A 17394-nucleotide genomic window follows, 5' to 3' on the forward strand; every position below is an offset into this window, starting at 1 on the left:
CTCACCCTCCCGCAATGACCTGAAAAAGCAGGATCTGATCGCCGTCGCGCACCTGCTGAAGCTCCCACTGCTCGCGCGGCAGGACCTGTTGGTTAAGTGCCAGCGCCACGCCAGGTTTTAGCTGCTGCAACTGGTCAAGCAGTGTGGCGATGGTTAACCCGTCCACACACTGCATCGGTTCGTCGTTAAACAGAATTCGCATGATGTCCCCCGCAGACACGGCATCCGCTGGCGCGTTGTAACGCCAGTTGCCGCCAGCCCCCGACGCGAGCATCAAAAAGCCGCAGCGTATTGCGTGGGGTTTCCATACCGCTCAGCAGTTTGATGGCTTCAAGCGCCTGCAAGGTACCCATCACGCCGACCACCGGGCCGAGAATACCGGCCGTGCGACAGTTACGCTGGGGCTCATCGTCATCAGCCCACAGGCAGCGATAGCAGCCTTGCGTCCACGGTGGCGTCAGCACCATGAGCTGTCCGCCAAAACCCACTGCGCTGGCGGTAATTAACGGTGTGTTGAGGGCAACACAAGCCGCGTTTATCGCCTGACGTGTGGCCATATTGTCGGTGCAATCCAGCACCACGTCGGCACGATCAACTTCGTGGCGAAGGCTTTCGCCTGCGAGTTTTTCCCTCAAGGCGACAAGCTCAATATCAGGATTCAGTCTGGCGAGCCGCTGCTTTGTCACCTCTGCTTTTGACTGACCGAGATCGTCCATCGTGAACAGGGTTTGCCGTTGTAAATTGCTTAAGTGGATATCGTCATCGTCAGCTAATACCAGCGTTCCAATCCCCGCCCCCGTCAGATATTGCGCCGCCGGCGCACCTAAACCGCCAAGACCAATAATCAGTACCCGGCTGGCGAGCAATTTTTGCTGCCCGTCGATGGCGATATCGTCCAGCATGATTTGGCGGCTATAACGCATGAAGTCACTGTCATTCATCGCCCGCTCCTGCCAGTTGCAATAGCTGTGCTGTGGCTACCTGCCAGTCTGAAGCCTGAGTAATCGCGCTGACCACCGCAACACTCCCGACGCCGGTTTTCAGTACCGCAGGGACACGTTCAAGGCTAATGCCACCGATGGCGACGGTCGGGTAATCTGCCAGTCGTTCAATATGACGAGTCAGTTGCTCAAGACCCTGCGGCGCGGAGGGCATCTGCTTGGTTTGCGTCGGAAAAACATGTCCGAGCGCGATATAGGACGGTCGTGCCGCCAGCGCCATGTCGATCTCCATATCGTCATGTGTCGAAACGCCCAGGCGTAAACCGGCGTTGCGGATGGCGATGAGATCGGTGGTTTCCAGATCCTCCTGGCCCAGATGCACGCCATACGCCTGATGCTTAATGGCCAGTCGCCAGTAATCGTTGATAAACAAGCGAGCGCCATAACGGCGCCCCAGCGCTATGGCATGTGCCACGTCAGTCTCAACGTCTTCATCGCGTTTATCTTTGATGCGTAGCTGGAGCGTTTTAACGCCCGCCTGAAGCAGCCGCTCGATCCACGCCACGCTGTCTACTACGGGGTAAAGACCTAAGCGAAAGGGGACGGAGGGAAAATCGGGCTGATACATTATGCCTTCTCCTTTTTAAGGTAGATTTCACCACCTTTCGCGCGGAAGTTTTCTGACATATCGGCCATACCCACTTCGATAGCCTGTTTCGCGGCGTAATCGCGCACTTCCTGGCTGATTTTCATCGAGCAGAATTTTGGTCCGCACATGGAACAGAAGTGCGCCACTTTGCCAGATTCCTGCGGCAGGGTTTCGTCGTGATACGCGCGTGCGGTGAAGGGGTCGAGCGCGAGGTTAAACTGATCTTCCCAGCGAAATTCAAAGCGCGCTTTAGACATGGCGTTATCGCGGATTTGCGCGCCCGGATGGCCTTTCGCCAGGTCAGCGGCGTGAGCGGCAATTTTATAGGTAATTAATCCCTGTTTGACATCTTCTTTGTTGGGTAAGCCCAGGTGTTCTTTTGGCGTGACGTAACAGAGCATCGCGCAGCCAAACCAGCCGATCATTGCTGCGCCAATGCCTGAGGTGAAGTGGTCGTAGCCCGGCGCGATATCCGTCGTTAACGGCCCCAGCGTATAGAACGGCGCTTCGTGGCAGTGCTCCAGCTCTTCGGTCATGTTGCGGCGAATCATCTGCATCGGGACGTGGCCTGGACCTTCGATCATCACCTGCACGTCATATTCCCACGCGATTTTGGTCAGTTCGCCCAGCGTATGCAGCTCGGCAAATTGCGCTTCATCGTTGGCATCGCGAATGGAGCCAGGACGCAACCCATCGCCCAACGAAAGAGATACATCGTAGGCCGCACAGATTTCGCAAATTTCGCGGAAGTGTTCGTAGAGGAAATTTTCCTGATGATGTGACAGGCACCATTTCGCCATGATAGAGCCCCCGCGCGAGACAATTCCGGTCAGACGCGTGGCGGTCATCGGGACGTAGCGCAGCAGTACGCCTGCGTGAATGGTGAAGTAATCAACGCCTTGTTCCGCCTGCTCAAGTAACGTGTCGCGGAACGCTTCCCAGGTCAGATGTTCCGCGATCCCGTTGACCTTCTCCAGTGCCTGATAGATCGGCACGGTTCCGATAGGAACGGGGCTGTTTCGCAAAATCCACTCGCGGGTTTCGTGGATGTAGCGCCCGGTAGAGAGATCCATGACCGTGTCTGCCCCCCAGCGTGTAGACCACACCAGCTTCTCGACCTCTTCTTCAATGGATGACGTCACGGCGGAGTTGCCGATATTGGCGTTAACTTTCACCAGGAAATTACGGCCAATAATCATTGGTTCAGATTCTGGGTGATTAATATTGGCGGGGATGATGGCGCGACCTGCTGCCACTTCGTTACGGACAAACTCGGGCGTGATGTTCTCCGGCAGGCGCGCGCCAAAACCTTCACCCGGATGCTGGTGGCGAAGCACTTCGCTGCGAATACGTTCACGGCCCATATTTTCGCGAATCGCGATAAATTCCATTTCCGGGGTCACAATACCCTGGCGGGCATAATGCAGCTGCGTGACGCATTTTCCTGATTTCGCACGTTTTGGCGTCAGCAGACCGGTAAAGCGCAGTTCATCAAGCCCCTCATCTGCAAGGCGTTCTTGAGTGTATGCGGAACTGCGAACGGTGAGCGCCACGGTGTCATTACGCGCGTCAATCCAGGGCTGGCGCAGTTTTGCCAGCCCTTGTTGAACGTTGATGGCAACGTCGGTATCACCATAGGGGCCGGAGGTGTCATACACCGGGACCGCTTCGTTATCCTCAAACTGCGGATTTTCTTTGCTGCCGCCGAGAAGCGTCGGACTGAGCTGGATCTCACGCATGGGCACGCGGATATCAGCCTGTGAACCGGTAATATAAATGCGTTTTGAGCTCGGGAAAGCAGTGCCTTCGAGCGTATCGATGAAGTGTTGTGCTTGTGCGCGCTGTTCGCGGCGGGTCAATTTTGCAGACATAGCTCATTCCATAAAAGTAAAGGAAGTGGCTTGTCAGACAACGGATGAACCAAGAGGAGATTACACTTCATCACTCAAGCGGCCTCTGCGCTGGCTGCCTTCGTTCACCTCAGTCACTTACTCGGTAAGCTCCTGGGGAGATGCAACTTGAATGGTTTTGTGTAATGGGTTTTGACTCTTGTTCCCTTCGCAGGTATTAACCTGATCAGGTTCCGCGGATCCCGAATTAACGGTCTCAGCCCGGCTTACGCACTGGGCACTCCGACAAGAATTTACACGTATTCTTCATCTGTCCAAAAAGCAGCGTGAAAAATTTCGTGTAATGCCCCTCCAGAGAGGGTCGTGTTTGTAAACTACGCGTTAACGATTAATAACTCAAGCAGGTCGCGCGACGTTATCTTCGTTACTGGCTTTCAAATTGTGGTCCAGCACGAGGGCAATCAGCTTATCTTCCAGCGTAAATCGCCCTTCCAGGGCTTCGCCCAGATCGGACAGCACCTGCTGTAATTCCAGATAGTTATCCTGGTCGATCGCGTTTTCGAGCGCGGAGTCGTAATAATCCATAATCTGCTGGGTGTTCGCTTCCAGCTGCGGATAGAGTTTTGTCGCCGCTAAATACGGATTCGTTCCTTCCATTTCACGGATAATACGTTCATAAATATTGAAATGGCCGTCGGAAAGGTAATCCACCAGACTCTGACAAAAATTATCCAGCGCTTTTTCATTCAGGCGCATATAGGATTCTTTGCCAGGCTTAATGCCAACCAGATTATAGTAGGCAACAAGCAATTGTTTACGCACGTGCAGCCAGCGATCGACCAATTTATTACTTCCTCCAACGCGCTCTGTCAGGCTTTCTAGCTGGTTTAGCATGTTTGACTCCGCAAGGTTAAGGTTAAAAGCTGCCCGCCTAAATTTGTAAGAATATTGTTATCAACATGCCTGTGAAGCGAAGGTAGTGCAATAGATATGGATCGTATAATTGAAAAATTAGATCGTGGCTGGTGGATCGTCAGCCATGAGCAAAAATTATGGTTGCCCGCCGGAGAGTTACCTTACGGCGAAGCCGGGCAATTCGATCTTGTGGGGCAATCGGCATTAAAGATCGGTGAATGGCAGGGCGATGCTGTGTGGTTGATCCAACAGAATCGCCGTCAGGATATGGGATCGGTACGTCAGGTGATGGATCATGATGCGGGGCTGTTTCAGCTGGCCGGACGCGGGGTGCAGTTAGCCGAATTCTACCGTTCGCATAAGTTCTGCGGTTATTGCGGTCATCCTATGCATCCAAGTAAAACCGAATGGGCGCTACTGTGCAGCCACTGCCGTGAGCGCTATTACCCGCAAATTGCACCGTGCATCATCGTTGCTATTCGTCGTGATGATTCGATTTTACTGGCGCAGCATGTCCGCCACCGGAATGGTATTCACACGGTACTGGCTGGATTTGTTGAGGTCGGCGAAACGCTTGAGCAAACCGTCGCGCGTGAAGTGATGGAAGAGAGCGGGATTAAAGTCAAAAATCTGCGTTACGTTACCTCTCAACCGTGGCCCTTCCCGATGTCACTGATGACGGCCTTTATGGCTGACTATGACAGCGGCGAGATCGTTATCGACCCGAAAGAGTTGCTGGAAGCAAACTGGTATCGCTACGACAATTTACCGCTGTTACCGCCACCGGGCACCGTGGCGCGTCGCCTGATAGAAGATACCGTGGCAATGTGTCGGGCCGACTATGAAGCCTGAATGACGTGATACACTAGCGGCAAGATGCTTAAGGAACCTGCAAAATGACCGAACTGAAGAACGATCGTTATCTGCGTGCGCTGCTGCGCCAACCCGTTGATGTTACCCCGGTGTGGATGATGCGCCAGGCAGGCCGCTATCTTCCGGAATATAAAGCTACGCGTGCGCAGGCGGGCGATTTTATGTCGCTGTGCAAAAATGCGGAGCTGGCCTGTGAAGTGACGCTTCAGCCACTGCGCCGTTTCCCGCTTGATGCGGCGATCCTTTTTTCAGATATCCTGACTATCCCGGATGCCATGGGGCTTGGGCTGTATTTCGAAACGGGCGAAGGTCCGCGCTTTACGTCTCCTGTTAAGAGCAAAGCCGATATTGATAAGCTGCCGATTCCGGATCCTGAAGATGAACTGGGTTACGTGATGAACGCGGTACGCACCATTCGTCGCGAGCTAAAAGGCGAAGTACCGCTGATTGGTTTTTCCGGTAGCCCATGGACGCTGGCGACCTATATGGTTGAAGGCGGCAGTAGCAAAGCCTTTACCGTTATTAAAAAGATGATGTATGCCGAGCCGCTGGCCCTGCACGCGTTGCTTGATAAGCTGGCGAAAAGCGTCACGCTGTATCTCAATGCGCAGATTAAAGCGGGCGCGCAGTCGGTGATGATCTTTGATACCTGGGGCGGCGTGCTCACCGGGCGCGATTATCAGCAGTTCTCTCTCTATTACATGCACAAAATTATCGATGGCCTGCTACGTGAAAATGAAGGTCGTCGTGTGCCGGTAACGCTGTTCACCAAAGGCGGCGGACAATGGCTGGAAGCCATGGCGGCCACCGGTTGCGATGCGCTGGGCCTTGACTGGACCACTGATATTGCCGACGCACGTCGTCGCGTGGGCGACACCGTCGCGCTGCAGGGCAACATGGACCCGTCTATGCTTTACGCTCAGCCTGCACGTATCGAAGAAGAGGTTGCGTCTATACTTGCAGGTTTCGGTCAGGGCGAAGGTCACGTCTTCAACCTGGGTCACGGAATTCATCAGGATGTACCGCCAGAGCACGCTGGCGCGTTTGTGGAGGCGGTGCACCGACATTCTGCCCAGTATCATCTGTAAGGAGTTGTTATGGATCTCGCGTCGTTACGCGCTCAGCAAATCGAACTTGCCTCGTCAGTGATCCGTGAGGATGGTCTGGATAAGGATCCGCCGCAGTTGATCGCCGGCGCCGACGTGGGATTTGAGCAGGGTGGTGACGTGACGCGAGCGGCGATGGTGCTGTTGACGTATCCCTCGCTGGAACTGGTTGAATATAAGGTGGCGCGAATCGCCACCACCATGCCGTACATTCCTGGCTTTCTCTCCTTTCGTGAATATCCCGCGCTGCTGGCAGCGTGGGAACAACTCTCGCAAAAACCCGATCTGCTGTTCGTTGATGGTCATGGGATTTCCCATCCTCGTCGTCTGGGCGTGGCCAGCCATTTTGGTTTGCTGGTGGATGTCCCGACAATTGGCGTGGCGAAAAAGCGCCTGTGTGGGAAATTTGAGCCACTTTCTGCTGAGCCGGGCGCGCTGGCACCGTTGATGGATAAAGGCGAACAGCTGGCGTGGGTCTGGCGCAGCAAAGCACGATGCAATCCGCTGTTCGTGGCGACAGGGCATCGCGTGAGCACAGACAGTGCGCTTGCGTGGGTGCAGCGTTGTATGAAAGGTTACCGTTTACCAGAGCCGACGCGCTGGGCTGATGCGGTCGCATCGGCGCGCCCGGCTTTTATTCGTTGGCAGGAAATTCAGCCTTGATTCAGGTAAACTGCCGCTAATTTCCGATTCGAGACATCATCATGTTACAAAACCCGATTCATCTGCGCCTTGAGAAGCTGGAAAGCTGGCAGCATGTCACCTTTATGGCTTGCCTGTGCGAGCGCATGTATCCCAATTATGCGACGTTCTGCAAGGAAACCGAATTTGGTGAAGGCCAGATTTATCGCCGTATTCTCGACCTGATCTGGGAAACACTGACGGTTAAAGACGCGAAGGTGAACTTTGACTCCCAGCTCGAAAAGCTGGAAGAGGCGATCCCATCGGCGGATGACTACGATATGTATGGTGTCTATCCAGCGATCGACGCCTGCGTGGCATTGAGTGAACTGGTGCATTCGCGTTTAAGCGGTGAAACCCTGGAGCACGCCATCGAAGTGAGTAAGGCGTCGATTACCACCGTTGCGATGCTGGAAATGACGCAGGAAGGTCGTGAAATGACCGATGAAGAGCTGAGAGTGAACCCTGCTGTTGAACAAGAATGGGACATTCAGTGGGAAATATTCCGACTTTTGGCCGACTGCGAAGAACGCGATATTGAACTGATAAAAGGCCTGCGCGCGGACTTACGCGAGGCGGGTGAGAGTAATATTGGTATAATTTTTAACCAGTGAGACAATAAAACGTGATTTAACGCCTGTTTTGTCGCACCTCTACTCTTCCCTTCTGCCCCCCGTCTGGTCTACATTTGGGGGGCGAAAAAAAGTGGCTATCGGTGCGTGTATGCAGGAGAGTGCTTTTTTGGCATTTTCGTCGCACTCGATGCTTAGCAAGCGATAAACACATTGAAAGGATAACTTATGAACAAGACTCAACTGATTGATGTAATTGCGGACAAGGCTGATCTGTCTAAAGTGCAGGCTAAAGCTGCACTGGAATCCACCCTGGCTGCTATTACTGAGTCTCTGAAAGAAGGCGATGCTGTACAACTGGTTGGTTTCGGTACCTTCAAAGTGAACCACCGCGCTGAGCGTACTGGCCGCAACCCGCAGACCGGTAAAGAAATCAAAATTGCTGCTAACGTACCAGCATTTGTTTCTGGTAAAGCACTGAAAGACGCAGTTAAGTAAGCCGCGTGGCAGTGAACAGTTTTAACAAGGGGGCGGTTTCGCCCCTTTTGTCTGTCTGGCGCTCAACGTTGGCGCTGGCAGGCGTGCTGTTGCTCTCGGCCTGTAGCCATGACTCTGCTTTGCCGCCATTCACCGCGAGTGGATACGCAGGCGATCAGGGTGCGGTGCGAATTTGGCGTAAAGACGTCAATGGTGAAGTCCATCTCCTTTCTGCATTCAGTCCCTGGCACAAGGGCAATACCTCTACAGCGGAATACCGCTGGCAGGATGATGCGCTGTCGCTGATTGAGCTCAACATCTACAGTAAAACGCCTGAACACATTCGTGTCCGGTTTGATAGTCGCGGCGAGCTGAGCTTCATGCAGCGCGAAGTTGACGGCCAAAAACAGCAGCTTTCGAGCGATCAAATCGCCTTATACCGTTATCGTGCCGACCAAATCCGTCAGACCAGCGATGCGCTGCGTCAGGGGCGCGTTGTGCTGCATCAGGGGCGCTGGCATGCCGATGGCTCGGTGACCACCTGCGAAGGTCAAACGGTGAAACCCGATTTGGACACGTGGGCAAAGGAACACATCGAAAGGCGTCAACGTCATTCGTCAATAGAAGTGAGTGTGGCCTGGCTTGAAGCATCCGAAGGTTCGCAGCTGTTGCTGGTGGCAAATGAAGATTTTTGTACCTGGCAGCCGACAGAAAAAAACTTCTGATTGAAAACCCCCTCCAGACGGAGAGGGCTAGCGTAAATTACTCGCCTTGCTCGCGTGCAATTGCACGATAACCGATGTCGCTGCGGCTAAAGCTGCCGTCCCAGTGAATATCGGCCATTAACGCATACGCACGCTTCTGCGCTTCCGCGACCGTATTTCCCAGCGCCGTTGCGCACAGAACGCGCCCGCCGTTGGTCACTACGCGATCGTCGTCAGACAGTTTCGTCCCGGCGTGGAACACTTTACCGCCGTCGACTTCTTCCAGCGGCAGACCGTGGATTTCGTCGCCGTTGCGGTAATCACCGGGATAACCGCCCGCAGCAATCACCACGCCCAGAGAAGCACGATCGTCCCACTCGGATGTTTTTTCATCCAGCTTGCCTTCGCATGCAGCCAGACACAGTTCAACCAGATCGGACTTCATGCGCAGCATGATTGGCTGCGTTTCAGGGTCACCAAAGCGGCAGTTGAATTCGATAACTTTTGGATTGCCCTGTTTGTCGATCATCAGACCAGCGTACAGGAAACCGGTATAGGTATTGCCTTCCGCGGCCATGCCTTTGACGGTTGGCCAGATGATACGGTCCATGGTGCGCTGGTGAACGTCATCAGTCACAACCGGTGCCGGAGAGTAAGCGCCCATTCCGCCGGTGTTTGGACCGGTGTCTGCATCGCCAACGCGTTTGTGATCCTGGCTGGTGGCCATCGGCAGAACGTGCTCGCCGTCAACCATGACAATAAAGCTGGCCTCTTCACCGTCGAGGAACTCTTCAATCACGATACGATGACCCGCATCGCCAAAGGCGTTACCCGCCAGCATATCCTGAACGGCAGCTTCGGCTTCTTCGAGCGTCATCGCAACGATAACGCCTTTACCGGCCGCCAGACCGTCGGCCTTGATGACGATCGGTGCACCTTTTTCACGCAAATAAGCCAGCGCAGGTTCGACTTCAGTAAAGTTCTGATATTCGCCCGTCGGGATTTTATGACGCGCGAGGAAATCTTTAGTGAACGCTTTAGAGCCTTCCAGCTGCGCAGCACCTTCGGTTGGGCCAAAGATTTTCAGACCCGCGGCGCGGAATGCATCAACAACGCCAATCACCAGCGGTGCTTCTGGACCGACGATGGTGAGATCGATTTTCTCGCTCTGCGCAAAATTCAGCAGCGCCGGAATATCGGTTACACCGATAGCCACATTCTGCAGAGTGGGCTCCAGTGCCGTACCGGCGTTACCCGGCGCGACAAAAACGGTGCTCACCCGCGGCGACTGCGCTGCTTTCCATGCCAGAGCGTGCTCGCGCCCGCCGTTACCAATGACTAATACTTTCATTACTGACTCCGGGATTAATGGCGGAAGTGACGCATATCGGTGAAGATCATGGCGATGCCGTGTTCGTCAGCGGCGGCGATGACTTCGTCATCACGAATGGATCCGCCCGGCTGGATAACACAGGTCACGCCAACGGCTGCTGCTGCATCAATGCCGTCGCGGAACGGGAAGAAGGCATCAGATGCCATTGCGGAGCCTTTTACTTCCAGGCCTTCATCGCTGGCTTTGATACCGGCGATTTTGGCAGAGTAAACGCGGCTCATCTGGCCTGCGCCTATGCCGATCGTCATATTCTCTTTCGAATATACAATCGCGTTGGATTTAACAAATTTGGCGACCTTCCAGCAGAACAGCGCGTCACGCAGTTCCTGTTCGGTTGGTTGACGTTGGCTAACGACGCGCAGGTCGCCCGCAGTCACCATACCTAAATCGCGATCCTGAACAAGCAGACCACCATTAACACGTTTGAAATCCAGGCCTGGAACACGCTCTGCCCACTGGCCACAAACCAGTACGCGAACGTTTTGTTTGGCTGCGGTGATTTTAAGGGCTTCTTCCGTTGCGGAAGGCGCGATGATCACTTCAACAAACTGGCGGGAAATAATGGCTTGTGCCGTCTCGGCATCAAGTTCGCGGTTGAACGCGATAATGCCGCCGAATGCGGACGTCGGATCGGTTTTGTAAGCCCGGTCGTAGGCTTCAAGGATAGATGTGCTGACGGCAACGCCACACGGATTTGCATGTTTCACGATGACGCATGCTGGCTCACTGAACTCTTTCACGCACTCCAGCGCCGCATCGGTATCAGCGATGTTGTTATAAGAGAGGGCTTTGCCTTGAACCTGTTGAGCGGTTGCGACGGATGCCTCTTTAATTTCTTCTTCTATATAGAAGGCAGCGTTCTGGTGGCTGTTTTCGCCGTAACGCATATCCTGCTTCTTAATGAAGTTCAAATTCAGGGTACGTGGGAAACGACCAGAAGGTTCGTTGCTTTCGCCGTGATAGGCCGGGACCAGGCTACCAAAGTAGTTAGCGATCATGCTGTCGTAAGCGGCAGTGTGTTCAAACGCTTTGATGGCGAGGTCAAAACGGGTCGCCAGTAGAAGAGAACCTTCGTTGGCATCCATTTCTTTAATAATGACGTCGTAGTCACTGCTCTTTACTACGATGGCAACATCTTTATGGTTCTTCGCCGCGGAGCGCACCATGGTCGGGCCACCGATATCGATATTCTCAACGGCATCTTCCAGTGAGCAGTTTTCGCGGGCGACGGTTTGGGCGAACGGATAAAGGTTAACGACCACCATATCGATCGGGGCGATGTCGTGTTGCTCCATAATGCCGTCGTCCTGGCCGCGACGACCAAGAATGCCGCCGTGTACTTTCGGATGCAGGGTCTTTACGCGTCCATCCATCATTTCCGGGAAACCGGTGTAATCGGACACTTCGGTTACCGGCAGACCTTTATCTGCTAACAGGCGAGCGGTGCCGCCAGTGGATAGCAGCTCTACACCACGTGCAGAAAGTGCCTGAGCGAATTCGACGATACCGGCTTTGTCAGAAACACTGAGCAGAGCGCGGCGGACTGGACGACGTTGTTGCATGGTAAATCCCCTGGATTTCACGATGACAGAGAGTGTTAGATGAATTTTTCGCAAAAAACTCATCTAACACCCCTAACGGGGCATCCTTGTTTAGCGCGTGCATTTTAACGAAAACGTTTGCGCACCGCTCGTGATTTTTCAAATTTTCGCAGCATTGTGGATAAGTCTGTGTGAAAACAGGTATAAGGCGGGGTTTTGCTGTGGAATGCAGCAGTCAGTCATTTTTCTGTCATTTAAGTATTGCGGATGATCGAGAACTCCCTATAATGCGCCTCCATCGACACGGCAGATGTGAATCACTTCACACAAACAGCCGGTTCGGTTGAAGAGAAAAATCCTGAAATAAAGGATTGACTCTGAAAGAGGAAAGCGTAATATACGCCACCTCGCAACGGTGAGCGAAAGCCGCGTTGCACTGCTCTTTAACAATTTATCAGACAATCTGTGTGGGCACTCAAAGTGACATGGATTCTAAACGTCTTCGGACGCTAAATGAATACCAAAGTCTCTGAGTGAACATACGTAATTCATTACGAAGTTTAATTCAAGAGCATCAAACTTAAATTGAAGAGTTTGATCATGGCTCAGATTGAACGCTGGCGGCAGGCCTAACACATGCAAGTCGAGCGGTAGCACAGAGAGCTTGCTCTCGGGTGACGAGCGGCGGACGGGTGAGTAATGTCTGGGAAACTGCCTGATGGAGGGGGATAACTACTGGAAACGGTAGCTAATACCGCATAATGTCGCAAGACCAAAGAGGGGGACCTTCGGGCCTCTTGCCATCAGATGTGCCCAGATGGGATTAGCTAGTAGGTGGGGTAATGGCTCACCTAGGCGACGATCCCTAGCTGGTCTGAGAGGATGACCAGCCACACTGGAACTGAGACACGGTCCAGACTCCTACGGGAGGCAGCAGTGGGGAATATTGCACAATGGGCGCAAGCCTGATGCAGCCATGCCGCGTGTATGAAGAAGGCCTTCGGGTTGTAAAGTACTTTCAGCGAGGAGGAAGGCATTGTGGTTAATAACCACAGTGATTGACGTTACTCGCAGAAGAAGCACCGGCTAACTCCGTGCCAGCAGCCGCGGTAATACGGAGGGTGCAAGCGTTAATCGGAATTACTGGGCGTAAAGCGCACGCAGGCGGTCTGTCAAGTCGGATGTGAAATCCCCGGGCTCAACCTGGGAACTGCATTCGAAACTGGCAGGCTAGAGTCTTGTAGAGGGGGGTAGAATTCCAGGTGTAGCGGTGAAATGCGTAGAGATCTGGAGGAATACCGGTGGCGAAGGCGGCCCCCTGGACAAAGACTGACGCTCAGGTGCGAAAGCGTGGGGAGCAAACAGGATTAGATACCCTGGTAGTCCACGCCGTAAACGATGTCGACTTGGAGGTTGTTCCCTTGAGGAGTGGCTTCCGGAGCTAACGCGTTAAGTCGACCGCCTGGGGAGTACGGCCGCAAGGTTAAAACTCAAATGAATTGACGGGGGCCCGCACAAGCGGTGGAGCATGTGGTTTAATTCGATGCAACGCGAAGAACCTTACCTACTCTTGACATCCAGAGAACTTAGCAGAGATGCTTTGGTGCCTTCGGGAACTCTGAGACAGGTGCTGCATGGCTGTCGTCAGCTCGTGTTGTGAAATGTTGGGTTAAGTCCCGCAACGAGCGCAACCCTTATCCTTTGTTGCCAGCGGTTCGGCCGGGAACTCAAAGGAGACTGCCAGTGATAAACTGGAGGAAGGTGGGGATGACGTCAAGTCATCATGGCCCTTACGAGTAGGGCTACACACGTGCTACAATGGCATATACAAAGAGAAGCGACCTCGCGAGAGCAAGCGGACCTCACAAAGTATGTCGTAGTCCGGATCGGAGTCTGCAACTCGACTCCGTGAAGTCGGAATCGCTAGTAATCGTAGATCAGAATGCTACGGTGAATACGTTCCCGGGCCTTGTACACACCGCCCGTCACACCATGGGAGTGGGTTGCAAAAGAAGTAGGTAGCTTAACCTTCGGGAGGGCGCTTACCACTTTGTGATTCATGACTGGGGTGAAGTCGTAACAAGGTAACCGTAGGGGAACCTGCGGTTGGATCACCTCCTTACCTGAAGAACCTGCCTTTGTAGTGTCCACACAGATTGTCTGATGAAAAGTAAATAGCAAGGCGTCTTGCGATTGAGACTTCAGTGTCCCCTTCGTCTAGAGGCCCAGGACACCGCCCTTTCACGGCGGTAACAGGGGTTCGAATCCCCTAGGGGACGCCACTTGCTGGTTTGTGAGTGAAAGTCGCCGACCTCTGTATCTCAAAACTGATTGCACTGTGTAAACAGTAAGTCATGTTTGAGATATTTGCTCTTTAAAAATCTGGATCAAGCTGAAAATTGAAACGACACACTGTGTCTGCTCTCCGTAATAAGAGCAGATAAGCGGTGTGTTCGAGTCTCTCAAATTTTCGCAACACTGCGGGTGTTTTACGAAACATCTTCGGGTTGTGAGGTTAAGCGACTAAGCGTACACGGTGGATGCCTAGGCAGTCAGAGGCGATGAAGGACGTGCTAATCTGCGATAAGCGTCGGTAAGGTGATATGAACCGTTATAACCGACGATTTCCGAATGGGGAAACCCAGTGCAATCCGTTGCACTATCGTTAAGTGAATACATAGCTTAACGAAGCGAACCAGGGGAACTGAAACATCTAAGTACCCTGAGGAAAAGAAATCAACCGAGATTCCCCCAGTAGCGGCGAGCGAACGGGGAACAGCCCAGAACCTGAATCAGTTTGTGTGTTAGTGGAAGCGTCTGGAAAGTCGCAGGGTACAGGGTGATACTCCCGTACACAAAAATGCACATACTGTGAGTTCGAAGAGTAGGGCGGGACACGTGGTATCCTGTCTGAATATGGGGGGACCATCCTCCAAGGCTAAATACTCCTGACTGACCGATAGTGAACCAGTACCGTGAGGGAAAGGCGAAAAGAACCCCGGCGAGGGGAGTGAAACAGAACCTGAAACCGTGTACGTACAAGCAGTGGGAGCCTTGATTTATCAGGGTGACTGCGTACCTTTTGTATAATGGGTCAGCGACTTATATTCTGTAGCAAGGTTAACCGTATAGGGGAGCCGAAGGGAAACCGAGTCTTAACTGGGCGTTAAGTTGCAGGGTATAGACCCGAAACCCGGTGATCTAGCCATGGGCAGGTTGAAGGTTGGGTAACACTAACTGGAGGACCGAACCGACTAATGTTGAAAAATTAGCGGATGACTTGTGGCTGGGGGTGAAAGGCCAATCAAACCGGGAGATAGCTGGTTCTCCCCGAAAGCTATTTAGGTAGCGCCTCGTGAACTCATCTTCGGGGGTAGAGCACTGTTTCGGCTAGGGGGCCATCCCGGCTTACCAACCCGATGCAAACTACGAATACCGAAGAATGTTATCACGGGAGACACACGGCGGGTGCTAACGTCCGTCGTGAAGAGGGAAACAACCCAGACCGCCAGCTAAGGTCCCAAAGTCACAGTTAAGTGGGAAACGATGTGGGAAGGCACAGACAGCCAGGATGTTGGCTTAGAAGCAGCCATCATTTAAAGAAAGCGTAATAGCTCACTGGTCGAGTCGGCCTGCGCGGAAGATGTAACGGGGCTAAACTGTGCACCGAAGCTGCGGCAGCGACGCTTATGCGTTGTTGGGTAGGGGAGCGTTCTGTAAGCCGTCGAAGGTGTCCTGTGAGGGATGCTGGAGGTATCAGAAGTGCGAATGCTGACATAAGTAACGATAAAGCGGGTGAAAAGCCCGCTCGCCGGAAGACCAAGGGTTCCTGTCCAACGTTAATCGGGGCAGGGTGAGTCGACCCCTAAGGCGAGGCCGAAAGGCGTAGTCGATGGGAAACAGGTTAATATTCCTGTACTCGGTGTTACTGCGAAGGGGGGACGGAGAAGGCTATGTTAGCCGGGCGACGGTTGTCCCGGTTTAAGCATGTAGGCGGAGCGTTTAGGTAAATCCGGACGCTTATTAACGCTGAGGTGTGATGACGAGGCACTACGGTGCTGAAGTAACAAATGCCCTGCTTCCAGGAAAAGCCTCTAAGCATCAGGTAACATCAAATCGTACCCCAAACCGACACAGGTGGTCAGGTAGAGAATACCAAGGCGCTTGAGAGAACTCGGGTGAAGGAACTAGGCAAAATGGTGCCGTAACTTCGGGAGAAGGCACGCTGATGGTAAGTGAAGCGACTTGCTCGTGGAGCTGAAATCAGTCGAAGATACCAGCTGGCTGCAACTGTTTATTAAAAACACAGCACTGTGCAAACACGAAAGTGGACGTATACGGTGTGACGCCTGCCCGGTGCCGGAAGGTTAATTGATGGGGTTAGCGGTAACGCGAAGCTCTTGATCGAAGCCCCGGTAAACGGCGGCCGTAACTATAACGGTCCTAAGGTAGCGAAATTCCTTGTCGGGTAAGTTCCGACCTGCACGAATGGCGTAATGATGGCCAGGCTGTCTCCACCCGAGACTCAGTGAAATTGAACTCGCTGTGAAGATGCAGTGTACCCGCGGCAAGACGGAAAGACCCCGTGAACCTTTACTATAGCTTGACACTGAACACTGGTCCTTGATGTGTAGGATAGGTGGGAGGCTTTGAAGCGTGGACGCCAGTCTGCGTGGAGCCAACCTTGAAATACCACCCTTTAATGGCTGGTGTTCTAACGTAGACCCGTAATCCGGGTTGCGGACAGTGTCTGGTGGGTAGTTTGACTGGGGCGGTCTCCTCCTAAAGAGTAACGGAGGAGCACGAAGGTTAGCTAATCCTGGTCGGACATCAGGAGGTTAGTGCAATGGCATAAGCTAGCTTGACTGCGAGAGTGACGGCTCGAGCAGGTGCGAAAGCAGGTCATAGTGATCCGGTGGTTCTGAATGGAAGGGCCATCGCTCAACGGATAAAAGGTACTCCGGGGATAACAGGCTGATACCGCCCAAGAGTTCATATCGACGGCGGTGTTTGGCACCTCGATGTCGGCTCATCACATCCTGGGGCTGAAGTAGGTCCCAAGGGTACGGCTGTTCGCCGTTTAAAGTGGTACGCGAGCTGGGTTTAGAACGTCGTGAGACAGTTCGGTCCCTATCTGCCGTGGGCGCTGGAGAATTGAGGGGGGCTGCTCCTAGTACGAGAGGACCGGAGTGGACGCATCACTGGTGTTCGGGTTGTCATGCCAATGGCATTGCCCGGTAGCTAAATGCGGAAAAGATAAGTGCTGAAAGCATCTAAGCACGAAACTTGCCCCGAGATGAGTTCTCCCTGACTCCTTTGAGAGTCCTGAAGGAACGTTGAAGACTACGACGTTGATAGGTCGGGTGTGTAAGCGTAGCGATACGTTGAGCTAACCGATACTAATGAACCGTGAGGCTTAACCTTACAACGCCGAAGCTGTTTTGGCGGAAAGAGACGATATTCAGCTTGATAACAGATTAATTGACGTGCAGAGATGCATGTTGATAACAGAATTTGCCTGGCGGCTTTAGCGCGGTGGTCCCACCTGACCCCATGCCGAACTCAGAAGTGAAACGCCGTAGCGCCGATGGTAGTGTGGGGTCTCCCCATGTGAGAGTAGGGAACTGCCAGGCATCAATAAAGAAGAACCCCGGTCCGCAAGGTCCGGGGTTTTTTGCTTGTGTTTTTTGGG

At 53.3% G+C, this 17394-nt stretch carries 13 protein-coding genes, 1 tRNA gene, 3 rRNA genes and 1 riboswitch; of the genes, 10 read left to right on the forward strand and 7 right to left on the reverse strand.

The window, feature by feature from the left end; translation table 11 throughout:
• Nucleotide 1 precedes the first annotated feature (1 nt).
• The 5 genes from thiS to I6L74_RS09785 form a co-directional block, all read right to left on the reverse strand.
• Complete coding sequence (gene thiS / locus I6L74_RS09765; protein WP_059180771.1) at nucleotides 2-202, reverse strand: sulfur carrier protein ThiS; 201 nt, start codon at nucleotides 200-202, stop codon at nucleotides 2-4.
• On the reverse strand, nucleotides 186-941 hold the full coding sequence (locus I6L74_RS09770; RefSeq protein ID WP_059180770.1) for a HesA/MoeB/ThiF family protein: 756 nt from the start codon (nucleotides 939-941) through the stop codon (nucleotides 186-188). The genes thiS and I6L74_RS09770 overlap by 17 nt, the downstream gene beginning before the upstream one ends.
• Nucleotides 934-1569, reverse strand: coding sequence for a thiamine phosphate synthase (gene thiE, locus I6L74_RS09775; RefSeq protein WP_059180769.1), 636 nt, complete (start codon nucleotides 1567-1569; stop codon nucleotides 934-936). Before thiE ends, I6L74_RS09770 begins: the two co-directional genes overlap by 8 nt.
• Nucleotides 1569-3461 (reverse strand): phosphomethylpyrimidine synthase ThiC, encoded by a 1893-nt coding sequence (gene thiC, locus I6L74_RS09780; protein ID WP_059180768.1) that lies wholly within the window; start codon nucleotides 3459-3461, stop codon nucleotides 1569-1571. Before thiC ends, thiE begins: the two co-directional genes overlap by 1 nt.
• Before the next feature lie 165 nt (nucleotides 3462-3626).
• Nucleotides 3627-3735, reverse strand: a riboswitch (TPP riboswitch).
• A gap of 101 nt (nucleotides 3736-3836) precedes the next feature.
• A complete protein-coding gene (locus tag I6L74_RS09785; RefSeq protein ID WP_059180767.1) occupies nucleotides 3837-4334 on the reverse strand; it encodes an Rsd/AlgQ family anti-sigma factor in 498 nt (165 codons plus the stop codon).
• Between the two features lie 96 nt (nucleotides 4335-4430).
• Between I6L74_RS09785 and nudC the strand changes: the two genes are divergently transcribed.
• From nudC to I6L74_RS09815, 6 genes are all read left to right on the forward strand, one after another.
• Nucleotides 4431-5207 (forward strand): NAD(+) diphosphatase, encoded by a 777-nt coding sequence (gene nudC, locus I6L74_RS09790; RefSeq protein WP_059180766.1) that lies wholly within the window; start codon nucleotides 4431-4433, stop codon nucleotides 5205-5207.
• Nucleotides 5208-5251: 44 nt separating this feature from the next.
• Complete coding sequence (gene hemE / locus I6L74_RS09795) at nucleotides 5252-6316, forward strand: uroporphyrinogen decarboxylase (protein WP_059180765.1); 1065 nt, start codon at nucleotides 5252-5254, stop codon at nucleotides 6314-6316.
• A 9-nt stretch (nucleotides 6317-6325) separates the two neighbouring features.
• Nucleotides 6326-6997, forward strand: coding sequence for a deoxyribonuclease V (nfi, locus tag I6L74_RS09800; RefSeq protein WP_059180764.1), 672 nt, complete (start codon nucleotides 6326-6328; stop codon nucleotides 6995-6997).
• A gap of 41 nt (nucleotides 6998-7038) precedes the next feature.
• Entirely contained in the window at nucleotides 7039-7629 is a 591-nt protein-coding gene (locus I6L74_RS09805) for a YjaG family protein (protein WP_011915476.1), read from the forward strand.
• A 186-nt stretch (nucleotides 7630-7815) separates the two neighbouring features.
• On the forward strand, nucleotides 7816-8085 hold the full coding sequence (hupA, locus tag I6L74_RS09810; protein WP_059180763.1) for a nucleoid-associated protein HU-alpha: 270 nt from the start codon (nucleotides 7816-7818) through the stop codon (nucleotides 8083-8085).
• An 11-nt stretch (nucleotides 8086-8096) separates the two neighbouring features.
• Complete coding sequence (locus I6L74_RS09815; protein WP_059180777.1) at nucleotides 8097-8789, forward strand: DUF1481 domain-containing protein; 693 nt, start codon at nucleotides 8097-8099, stop codon at nucleotides 8787-8789.
• A gap of 37 nt (nucleotides 8790-8826) precedes the next feature.
• Here I6L74_RS09815 and purD read toward each other — a convergent pair whose 3' ends face one another.
• Nucleotides 8827-10119, reverse strand: coding sequence for a phosphoribosylamine--glycine ligase (purD, locus tag I6L74_RS09820; protein WP_059180762.1), 1293 nt, complete (start codon nucleotides 10117-10119; stop codon nucleotides 8827-8829).
• A 14-nt stretch (nucleotides 10120-10133) separates the two neighbouring features.
• Nucleotides 10134-11723, reverse strand: a complete 1590-nt coding sequence (gene purH / locus I6L74_RS09825; RefSeq protein ID WP_059180761.1) for a bifunctional phosphoribosylaminoimidazolecarboxamide formyltransferase/IMP cyclohydrolase — start codon at nucleotides 11721-11723, stop codon at nucleotides 10134-10136.
• Nucleotides 11724-12284: 561 nt separating this feature from the next.
• Between purH and I6L74_RS09830 the strand changes: the two genes are divergently transcribed.
• The 4 genes from I6L74_RS09830 to rrf all read left to right on the forward strand — a co-directional run bounded on the left by I6L74_RS09830 (nucleotide 12285) and on the right by rrf (nucleotide 17335).
• A 16S ribosomal RNA gene (locus I6L74_RS09830) occupies nucleotides 12285-13824 on the forward strand.
• An 84-nt stretch (nucleotides 13825-13908) separates the two neighbouring features.
• Nucleotides 13909-13984: transfer RNA gene (locus I6L74_RS09835), tRNA-Glu, on the forward strand.
• A gap of 231 nt (nucleotides 13985-14215) precedes the next feature.
• A 23S ribosomal RNA gene (locus tag I6L74_RS09840) occupies nucleotides 14216-17126 on the forward strand.
• Nucleotides 17127-17219: 93 nt separating this feature from the next.
• Nucleotides 17220-17335, forward strand: a 5S ribosomal RNA gene (gene rrf, locus I6L74_RS09845).
• The 16S, 23S and 5S rRNA genes sit together here with 1 tRNA gene alongside, the layout of an rRNA operon.
• Nucleotides 17336-17394 lie beyond the last annotated feature (59 nt).

Origin of the sequence: Lelliottia amnigena, from assembly GCF_019047465.1 — a bacterium.
Classification (GTDB): domain Bacteria; phylum Pseudomonadota; class Gammaproteobacteria; order Enterobacterales; family Enterobacteriaceae; genus Enterobacter; species Enterobacter amnigenus.